Origin of the sequence: Microcystis sp. M20BS1, from assembly GCF_020245305.1 — a bacterium.
GTDB classification, from domain to species: domain Bacteria; phylum Cyanobacteriota; class Cyanobacteriia; order Cyanobacteriales; family Microcystaceae; genus Microcystis; species Microcystis ichthyoblabe_A.
The window spans coordinates 1-7,968 of record NZ_JADBUZ010000240.1 but is presented as its reverse complement, the minus strand read 5'-3'; the positions used below and the strand labels follow the sequence as shown (position 1 = coordinate 7,968).

Annotated in this window: 13 protein-coding genes; 8 read left to right on the top strand and 5 right to left on the bottom strand. The window is 38.9% G+C overall.

The window, feature by feature from the left end; translation table 11 throughout:
* On the top strand, positions 1-298 hold a 298-nt coding region (locus IM507_RS22635), incomplete at its 5' end, for a GDP-mannose 4,6-dehydratase (protein ID WP_272095312.1).
* Between the two features lie 68 nt (positions 299-366).
* On the opposite strand, the gene IM507_RS22630 is transcribed toward IM507_RS22635, so the two are convergent.
* Positions 367-1,344: a glycosyltransferase gene (locus IM507_RS22630; protein WP_002735303.1), complete on the bottom strand. Its 978-nt coding sequence runs from the start codon at positions 1,342-1,344 to the stop codon at positions 367-369.
* Between the two features lie 269 nt (positions 1,345-1,613).
* Here IM507_RS22630 and IM507_RS22625 point away from each other — a divergent pair, with 269 nt between their 5' ends.
* Positions 1,614-1,805, top strand: coding sequence for a DUF2949 domain-containing protein (locus IM507_RS22625; RefSeq protein WP_002738067.1), 192 nt, complete (start codon positions 1,614-1,616; stop codon positions 1,803-1,805).
* A 108-nt stretch (positions 1,806-1,913) separates the two neighbouring features.
* Here the strand turns inward: IM507_RS22625 and IM507_RS22620 are convergent, their stop codons facing one another.
* The 3 genes from IM507_RS22620 to IM507_RS22610 all read right to left on the bottom strand — a co-directional run bounded on the left by IM507_RS22620 (position 1,914) and on the right by IM507_RS22610 (position 3,654).
* Positions 1,914-2,372 carry a nitrate reductase associated protein gene (locus IM507_RS22620; RefSeq protein WP_123230800.1) on the bottom strand — a complete coding sequence of 153 codons (459 nt, stop codon included), beginning with the start codon at positions 2,370-2,372 and terminating at the stop codon, positions 1,914-1,916.
* 68 nt (positions 2,373-2,440) lie between these two features.
* Positions 2,441-3,286 (bottom strand): prephenate/arogenate dehydrogenase, encoded by an 846-nt coding sequence (locus IM507_RS22615; RefSeq protein ID WP_287637781.1) that lies wholly within the window; start codon positions 3,284-3,286, stop codon positions 2,441-2,443.
* 5 nt (positions 3,287-3,291) lie between these two features.
* Entirely contained in the window at positions 3,292-3,654 is a 363-nt protein-coding gene (locus IM507_RS22610; protein WP_287637780.1) for a cupin domain-containing protein, read from the bottom strand.
* A gap of 104 nt (positions 3,655-3,758) precedes the next feature.
* Here IM507_RS22610 and IM507_RS22605 point away from each other — a divergent pair, with 104 nt between their 5' ends.
* On the top strand, positions 3,759-4,211 hold the full coding sequence (locus IM507_RS22605; RefSeq protein WP_002774315.1) for an SRPBCC family protein: 453 nt from the start codon (positions 3,759-3,761) through the stop codon (positions 4,209-4,211).
* 340 nt (positions 4,212-4,551) lie between these two features.
* On the opposite strand, the gene IM507_RS22600 is transcribed toward IM507_RS22605, so the two are convergent.
* Positions 4,552-5,130 (bottom strand): hypothetical protein, encoded by a 579-nt coding sequence (locus tag IM507_RS22600; protein WP_081330843.1) that lies wholly within the window; start codon positions 5,128-5,130, stop codon positions 4,552-4,554.
* 202 nt (positions 5,131-5,332) lie between these two features.
* Between IM507_RS22600 and IM507_RS22595 the strand changes: the two genes are divergently transcribed.
* The 5 genes from IM507_RS22595 (at position 5,333) to IM507_RS22575 (ending at position 7,869) form a co-directional block, all read left to right on the top strand.
* Entirely contained in the window at positions 5,333-6,079 is a 747-nt protein-coding gene (locus tag IM507_RS22595) for a Uma2 family endonuclease (protein WP_103113358.1), read from the top strand.
* 287 nt (positions 6,080-6,366) lie between these two features.
* Positions 6,367-6,603, top strand: a complete 237-nt coding sequence (locus IM507_RS22590; RefSeq protein WP_002736310.1) for a hypothetical protein — start codon at positions 6,367-6,369, stop codon at positions 6,601-6,603.
* An 11-nt stretch (positions 6,604-6,614) separates the two neighbouring features.
* Complete coding sequence (locus IM507_RS22585; protein ID WP_002774625.1) at positions 6,615-6,989, top strand: Rossmann-fold NAD(P)-binding domain-containing protein; 375 nt, start codon at positions 6,615-6,617, stop codon at positions 6,987-6,989.
* A 117-nt stretch (positions 6,990-7,106) separates the two neighbouring features.
* Positions 7,107-7,304 carry a hypothetical protein gene (locus IM507_RS22580; protein ID WP_002736812.1) on the top strand — a complete coding sequence of 66 codons (198 nt, stop codon included), beginning with the start codon at positions 7,107-7,109 and terminating at the stop codon, positions 7,302-7,304.
* A gap of 166 nt (positions 7,305-7,470) precedes the next feature.
* Positions 7,471-7,869 (top strand): hypothetical protein, encoded by a 399-nt coding sequence (locus IM507_RS22575; RefSeq protein WP_287637779.1) that lies wholly within the window; start codon positions 7,471-7,473, stop codon positions 7,867-7,869.
* Positions 7,870-7,968 lie beyond the last annotated feature (99 nt).

Here is a 7,968-nt window from a genome sequence, read left to right as displayed (position 1 = left end):
TATCCGGGAGTTTCTCGATATTTCTTTCCAATACGTTAATTTAAATTGGCAGGATTATGTGGAGTTTGATCAACGTTATTTGCGTCCAGCGGAAGTGGATTTATTGATAGGAGATTCTACAAAAGCCAGAGAGAAATTAGGTTGGCAGCCGTCGGTGACGTTCGAGGGACTGGTAAAATTAATGGTAGATGCGGATTTAGCGGCTTTGGGGATTAATCTTAATAACGGTGGTGATAGCGGACAGTTATTAAAAGATTTGGCTTATCTTCGCAATCGTTCCTTAATTGCCGTCGATTAACAAAGTCGGGTGGGTTAGGGAAGGGCAACCCACCCCCGTCTTGATCCATGGCCATTTTTACCTGACTTTTAGGAGTAAATCGGGTCTTTTTCCAGCAAACCTAGCAATTTTTGCATTTTAATCCAAGCCCTTCTCATTTGCCAGAATTTACTTTTTTCCATGGCGGCTATTTTACTCTCAGCTTTTTGTAATTCCTCGTCTCTTTCTCGATAATCTAATTGGGTTTTTTGCAAGTCTTGTTGCAATTCTTGTTCATGAATTTCTAATTGTTTAATTCGTTCTCTAGCCTGTTCCAACTGAGCGAATATATCAACTTTTAAGGTGACTAAAGCAGCAAAAATGGCTTGGATATTTTGGGAGTAAAGTTGGGGATGATTATAAAAAAGTTGGGTGTAGGAATAGATATAGTGTTCTGCGGTCATTGAGCGACTCATAGAATCAGCTTTTTGTCGATAGAAAAATAACACTTCTGGGATACGATAGACTTCTCGACCTAATTCGATCAGCGATAGCCAGAAATCGTGATCTTCCCAACCATAAATTAAATTGCTATTATATCCCCCCACAGTTTCCCAATCGGATTTCCGAAACAAACCGGAGCAAAATATCATATTATCTACTAATATATCGGGAAATTTATACTCAGGCAGCGGCCAAGTTCCTTGTCTATCCCCAAAATACTCCGCTTCGCAATAAACTATACCTAATTGCTGATTACTTTCTAGCAAAGTAACCGCTTTTTCTAGATAGGAATCGGCAATTTTATCATCGGCATCGAGAGGAAGAATATAAGTTCCTTGCGCTTGGGCAATTCCTAGATTTCTGGCTGCGGCAACCCCTTGATTTTCTGTGCGGATGATCCTAGTTTTTGGCTGTTGATAATTTTGTAAAACCTCGATGGTTTCTGGTTCTGTGGATCCATCATCAATGACAAGGATTTCAAGATTTTGGTATGTTTGCACTAAAACAGATGCGATCACATGATCAAGATAGCGACCTTGATTATAGCAAGGAATAATCACGGAAACTTGAGGAGCATGACTCATTGGGGGCAATTCTCTCCTACTCGAGCAAAAACTAGGTTATCAATAGCTTATCCCAAAAGTTCCCCTTTATCGTTTTTCTAAGTAAATAAAGTGTTGATATCCCCACTAGCAATTTCGGGATAGTAGGACATATTATGGATAAATTCTTAAATTATTGTGATTGCTGGACAAAATCACCCAATTGGGTGATCCCCGTGAGGGAAGCATCTCTTTTTAATAGAGGATAAGTTATTCAATAATCAGATTGTCATTATAAATGATCTTTAATCATGGAAGCTCATCAACAAAAACAACTCCGCACTTTCCTCTTGGAAAAATTAGCAATTTCCCCCCGTTCCCTCGATATGGCTGTGCGTCTCTGTGAAGCATCGGTGGGTTCTTTGCCGATGGTTTTATGGCAGTACGGTTTAATTGATTTGTCGCAATTGAATCAAGTTTTTGACTGGATGGAAACGGTATAATCGAGATCGATCTGGTCTAAAATACTAATTTATCGACTCGATCGCCTTTTTGCTTGTCATGATAGTAAGATAGGAAGGGACTTAATTAATCTGGCATAGGTTCTTGAGTTAGACATCGACTATATGTAACTCTTTGAGGGCTGGATAAAAGTTGAGATTTTCGTGACTGGGACGACTGAGTTTAATCAGGGCAAAACGTTGGAATGGTTGCAATTTTTGCCATTGTTCTAAACTAATTTCAATCTGGAATTCTCTAGCTTTTTCTCGGACTGTATCAGGAATCTGGCTATCATCTAGCCAAGGAGGATGGGGATCTATTGCTAGTTCTCCTGCGGGATTGCCAGTTTTTTCCGTGATTAATTTTTGTAGAAAATCTCGATAAATTGCAGCTTCTGCTGCCGTCGTACAAGCCATATTAACTAACACCATTCTTTCTGGTTGACTCAACTGCATCCAATGGGATAATTTTAATTTAACTCCACAGGTATCTAGTTTCATTCTCACGGCCATCGGTATGCAACGTAAGGAGTCAACAAATTCGGCTTCAAAGTCAAAAAAGGTGTTCATATTATTTCATTGATTTACTGAGGATAAATCTATAATACAGTGCTGGGGTATAATTGTTAGAAAAAATGTTATTTTGATTGAAGAAAATTGGCTCGATATTGATGACTCGATATGAGAATTTCTTCTAGTTCCTGCCATTTTTCTCCTGCAATATAGTCAATAATTTGATCAAGATTTTGACGATAATTTTTCAAGGATATCAATAAAGCTTGACGATTGTATTTAGCCATCATTAAACCTAATTCGGGATTGCCAGCACCGACGCGACTGGTATCGCGAAAACCAGAACTAGCTAAATTTTCCGCTAATTGGCGAATATTCGGATCTTGTTCTTTCCCACAAGCTTGGATTAAACTGGTACTAATCATTACTGGCAGATGGGAAATCCATGCCACGGCTCGATCGTGTTCTTCGGGGGAGGAATAATAAATTTTACAGCCTAATTTTCGTACTATTTCGGTTAAGATTTCCACGGCACAGTTAGGAGTAGATTCAAGGGGAGTAATCAGATATGGGGTATTGACAAATAAACCCGATTGTGCAGCATTAATTCCCTGTTCTGTTTTCCCAGCCATGGGATGACTACCGACAAAATTCGGCCATAATTGACTACAATTGTCCACAATTGCCCCTTTAACTGATCCCACATCGGTGACAATGGCTTCGGTTTTTAAATAGGGAGTTAATTTTTCCAAAGTTGGCACAATTAAATGTATAGGAGTACAGATAAAGATTAAATCGGCAGTAGCTAATAATTCTAAACTGGTACTAGATTCATCTACCACTCCTTTTTGTACAGCGATATCACAGGTGGATTGTTGACGAGAAACTCCCAAAACCTTATAACCTTGTGAGCGGAAATCTAAGCTCAAGGAACCACCAATTAAACCCAGTCCAATAATCCCAATATTCATTATTTTTACTCAAAGATAATTTCGTCTTCCAGTCGCCAAGCTGGATCAACAATGCACAGGAAAATTAAGGGTTCCTCTCCACAATTATGAATATATTGTTTAGCTAGAGGAGGTATATAAATGGCAGCACCGACAGTCACTAATTGCACTTCCTCATCGATGTGCATTTCCCCTTGTCCTTGCAGAATATAATAAACTTCCGCAGTTTTTAAAGCGTGGGGAGTAGAAGTTTCCCCCACATCTACCCATGCGTGGGCTAAACTATAACGTAGATTTAACGGCTGTTTATCGGGATGCAATAACTCACGCAATCGGGTATGATCACCGGCGATGAATTCCTGACATTCGAGCAGTTTTCTGATTAACATAGTAAAATTAAACCTCGAAGATTGTTTTTATTTTATCATTGAGTGAAAAGCTAAAGACTAATAGCCGTTATCATAGAAATATTCAGCATCGCCAGAATTAACGAATGACTTGGTTAGAACATAGTGTACAGGTAGAAGTGGACGCGCCGATCGATCTGGTTTGGGAACTCTGGTCAGATTTAGAACAAATGCCCCACTGGATGAAATGGATCGAATCGGTGAAAATTCTAGAGGAGGAGCCAGAGCTTTCCCGTTGGAAGTTAGCCAGTGGTGGTCTAGAATTTACTTGGTTGTCACGGATAATGAAAATTGTCCCCCACCAGATGATTCAATGGGAATCCGTGGACGGGTTGCCTAACCGCGGGGCGATCCGTTTTTATGACCGTCATGGTAGGAGTATTGTGCGACTGACAGCAGCCTATGCTATACCGGGTTGGTTAGGAAAATTGATGGATAATCTTTTCCTCGGTCGAGTGGTGGAATCAACCCTGCAAGCTGATCTAGAGCGTTTTCGCCTTTATGCGCTCAATATTGTCAATAATACGCCGCCAAGGTGAGCTAATCATCCGCAGTTAGGGAATTTATTTTTTGTCCGATGGCTCTAGTCAGTCACCGACTAGGTACAAGAACTTTAGTCCATTTTAATCGGCTGCATCTCATATTTGTGGCTCTCTCGTACTTGTAGTGATCAGCAGCAGTTATTAAAAGAGGGCGAATGCAATGCGCCCCTACCATAATATTATGGTAGGGGCGCATCGTGGTCATTGAGTTTATTGAGATGCACCCTTTTTAATGGACTTTTCGTCTTGGCTATGAAATTGCTGACAACCGACTCCCTAAAAGGAAAACTTCCTAAGAATATCCCAAGCAAATTCCGCTATCATGGTTGAGGTATTTCTACTCGATTTTATAGAGATAGGCTTCTGGGGTTTCCAGAAGGGAAGTCATCGGGCGATCAAGAGGGGGAGTTTTGACGAGGGTAAAAATTGGAAATAAATCGTTCATTTGCATAGCCATTTTAAATTTCGGCTGTATGTAATAACTACCCGATGGGCAGGCATTGGTGATCATTAGCTCTCTTTTGGTCATAAAGGTATCGATATAATCATACTGACCATGCTCTTTTCTTTTGCCTTTCTTAGCTGGATCGCAAAGGGTTGAACCGACCGGAATCTGATTGATAATTTCCACTGTATCGGCCACGGATAGGAGTCTTTCGGAACCGTATTTACTAGCAAGATAACGTTGATTAAAATACAGATTAGTTGCGATAGAATAGCCGATGATAATTGCTAGAACTAGAGCGAGGATCCTGTGGAAAGTCTTAGTCAAGTTTAGATAGGCTAGGCTGGCGATCGCCAGAAGTATAGAAGCAAACCAGAGTAAGATTTTACGATGGGAATAAAAATGCTCATCAGGATAATTAGAGGAAGCGTAGATAAAAATTATCCAAGTAATCGCAAAAAAGCCGATCATTGTTTTATTGCCTCGATATTTTTTGATGACTATGTATAGAGAAATGCCGAAAAAAAAATAGCCGAAACTACGACATTGAAAATCGATATATTGTCATTCAAAAAAACACTTGATTGCCTAGATAAACCATTTGACAAGGGTGATTAAGGGAAAACCGACTTTTTAAGTATTCTTGGCTTTTCTTAATGAAAAAGAGATAAACATGACACCATCTGCTATTGATTTACCGACAAAATCAACGATAATCACCTGGGAAAAACTGCCAGATGATTTTATTCTACCTGACGAACCTGTGGACAACAACTTGCAACCTCTCTTAGCAGCAGCTTTACGCGAATCCCTAGAATTAGCAGGATTAATTCTAGAATCGATGCTAATTGCCTCTAATTTTGGCTTGTGTGCTACCGTTAAAACTCAAACTGTTGTCAAAGCGCCTGATTGGGTTTATATTCCCTCGGTAAAACCGATTCCTAGCGGAACAATTCGGCGCAGTTACACTCCCCACATTGAAGGAGAAATTCCTACCATCGTCCTAGAGTTTATCTCGGAAACCGAAGAGGGTGAATATTCCATCAACCCTCACTATCCCTATGGAAAATGGTATTTTTACGAGCAAATCTTACAAGTACCTGTCTATGGAATTTTTCAGCCAAAAACAGGAGAATTAGATGTTTATTGTTTAGTGGCAGGAAAGTATGAGCAGCAGTTGCCAGATGAGAATAATCGTTACTGGATAAAAGAACTTAATTTGTTTATCGGTATCTGGCAAGGAAGCAAAGCTGAATTTACTACTAATTGGTTGCGCTGGTGGGATAAGTCGGGAAATCTGTTATTATGGGGGAGTGAACGAGTCACACAAACTGAATATCAACTCGAACAGGAGCGAATGTTAAGACAAAAATTAGCTGAAAAATTAAGAGAATTAGGCGTTGAACCAGAAACCTTGTAGCATACTTGTCAAATGCTGATAAAATCATAGAATGTATCTTCTGGATCGGGGTATTTCTAGGATTAACGGAGGAGATGTTAGAGTAGGTAAATTTGCATTGTTGGCATTTTTTGGAACATTTTTATTTTTTTGGATGTTTTTTATGATTAGACAATATAATAGACTTGTTTGTTATCTCTTTTTTGAGTTACCCTTTTCTTATCCCATTGGATAAAGTGAATGTAAAAATCTATTGCTTTTGATTTTTGTGTCGATTTGTCTTTTTCTACGAAATGGATTGGCTAAAGATGCAACCTAACCTAACAAATGACTTAAATCACATTCTTGCCCACACTAAAGACCTCTGGGAAGAATTGCGGGGACAGCGGATATTTATTACCGGAGGTACAGGCTTTTTTGGCTGTTGGTTATTAGAAAGTTTTATCTGGGCTAATGATCAGCTAGACTTAAAAGCATCGACAAGGAAATCTATCCTCGATGGGATACTAGATATTATTCGGGATCACAAACCAATATTTTTCTGAGTTAGAAAATTATGAGACATAAAATTGTTGAACAAGATTTGAGGCAAATTATTGCAGCTGATTTACCTTGGCAAACTTTGGCAGGGAAAACAGTTTTTATTTCGGGAGCCAATGGATTTTTACCAGCTTACATCGTGGAAACCTTGCTCTATTTGAATGAACAAAAAAGACATTCTTCTATCAAAGTTATTGGCTTAGTCAGAAATAAGGAGAAAGCATTAAAACGATTGGAGTTTTACCAGAATAGAACCGATTTAGAGTTAATTGAGCAGGATGTTTCTAGTCCGATTTGTTTAGACTTGAAAATAGATTTTATCATTCATGCTGCCAGTCAAGCCAGTCCGATCACCATCAGTCCAATAGACCCACCTTCAAGCTATCGCTAACTAACAGAAACCCGAAATTTGAGTTTTTATTAGAAAAAAAGTTAGCGATCACTCGTCAACCAAGGGTTTCAGAATCTGGATTCGGTCAGGGATTTCCGAAAGTTCCAGAAGAGCGATATGATCAAACATCAAGAGAATGGTTATCTGGCCAAACCCTTCGAGGTGGAAGACTTGACACGGGGAATTAATTGGGTATTAGAAGATACAGAAAGGTATAACCAATTGTGCATTCGAGCAAGGCAAAAAGTGGAGCAAGAATTTACTCTTGAGATTCAAGCATCTAAGTATTTAAAGCTGTATAATGAGATATTGTAATATAAGCAACCTCGAAAAATTGCCTCTCTTTTCAATAACAGAAGCCTAAAAGCGCATAAATTCCTCGATCATTCTCAATAACCTTGATTCCTTGAAGTGTCCTAACAGCGCAACGACCAGATTCCAGAACTCAGAACTTAATTCAAAAAATGGAGGTTATTAAACCGTGAAATCAATAGAAACCTTAGAAATTCCTGTAATTATTGCCCATTTTGGTGGTAAGCCAAATTATTTAAAATTTGCCTTGAAATCAGCGGCAAACTTTAATAATAAAGTTGTGCTTATAGGAGATGACACTAATAAAGATTTTTGGCAAAATCATTGGGATACCACTCTAGTAGAGTTTGATAAATATGAAAATTTTCAGAAATGCTACGTTGAGATGTCCGATTACTCGAAAAAATATGAGATTCCCGTTTGGAAACGTATGTTTGTGTTGGGAAAATGGATGAAAGAGAACGATCATAGACGAATATTTCTAGTAGATAGTGATGCCATGACCTTTGCAAATTATCCAGAGGAAGTCGCCAATTCAAAAATGAAACGCATCAACCTCAAGAGTTGACAAAGAAAGGCTCATCAGGTACTGTCTGATCATTAACAAAAACAAATCAGACCCAAAATGAGCCACCAACATCTTAACATAGAACAAAGAAACTTGCTC